Below are 1,256 nucleotides of genomic sequence, written 5' to 3'. Positions count from 1 at the left end.
GGTAATGATTATTTTGCATTACTCTTGTAACACATAACCCTAGCCAATGTAGTAAGACGCTAAGTGAAAGTACTGCCAAGTAAGTTCATTTAACCAGCTCCTAATTCCCTATTCCTGCGTAACAGAATGGTGAACCAGGGCATCGGAAATACTCCAGAGAAAGACGATCTCAACATTGGGTAGGGGAAGCAACTCTCCTCGTCCGATAGAGCTAGTGGTTGATCATTATTTTAATTTCTAATTTCAATTTTTACGTTTTGCTCATTCTTTTTAAAATTTATCAGATTAGCTGAGCACTACATATAGCGTCAAGCTCGATATTCTACTCTATATGAAGTATATAGAGTAGGTAATTGAACCCGAGTAGTTCACTACAGGAGTTCCGGAGATGGAAAACCGGAAGCGTCTAGCAAAGCAGTTTTTCTAGGAGTTTACGGTGCAGTGAGCGAGAAAACCGTAAGTCAATTAACAAAACTACTAATTTTCCTGCCATAGCTGGTTAATACTAACAAAGTTGTAACCTTGGTGCAATAGCTGAGGAATTAACTCACCCGTAGTTTCAACCACATCTTGTCCTCCATAATAACCATCATGTAAGACGATCAGGGAACCGTTTTGAACCTGCTTTAGGACTCGCTCCACGATTATACTGACACCAGGACGTTTCCAGTCTTCTGGGACAACACTCCACATTACTGATCTATAGTTCCACTGGTGCAGTATATTCAAGGTTCGGGGCGTAAATAATCCGTTAGGGGGACGAACATCTTTTACCTTGTCTGGGTGAATCTGACAAGCTTGAGCGATCGCGTCTTGGGTAAGGAGCAAACTCTGCTTAAGGGCATCCCGTTTTAGAAAGGGAAAAGACTGATGGTAATATCCATGGAGTCCCAACCAGTGACCTTGTTGGTAAACTTCTCTGGCGACACTGGGGGCTTGGTTTACGCAAACGCCCAACCAGAAAAAACTTGCTCTGACTTGGTAGCGGTTTAAAACTTGCAGTAACTTGGGAGTGTAGTGTGGATGGGGTCCATCATCGAAGGTCAGTGCGATCGCAGGTGAATCCGTTGCTCCTGACCACAGGCAATTGGGAAAGGCAGGTTTGAGAATTTGATACAGAATAGGGTATAGGGGAGCAAATTGCATTTAGTCGTAAGTTTGGATGGGGTGGAGTGAATTTGACTAGTTTCCATGTCCTACTTGATCGCATTTTGCGGCGTCGCCAGATTATCTTGATGTTGATCGGCTTTTGTGTA

1 protein-coding gene is annotated in these 1,256 nt (G+C 43.2%); it reads right to left on the bottom strand.

Features of this window, described 5'->3' with window-relative positions; translation table 11 throughout:
• Positions 1–477 precede the first annotated feature (477 nt).
• The gene (locus F6K49_RS50255; protein ID WP_293110349.1) at positions 478–1,146 is read right to left on the bottom strand and encodes a polysaccharide deacetylase family protein; all 669 of its coding nucleotides are present in this window, start codon (positions 1,144–1,146) and stop codon (positions 478–480) included.
• Positions 1,147–1,256: the final 110 nt, after the last annotated feature.

This window comes from Moorena sp. SIO3I6 (assembly GCF_010672095.1).
Note: the sequence above shows the minus strand (reverse complement) of the source record. Positions and strands in the feature narration are given on the sequence as shown.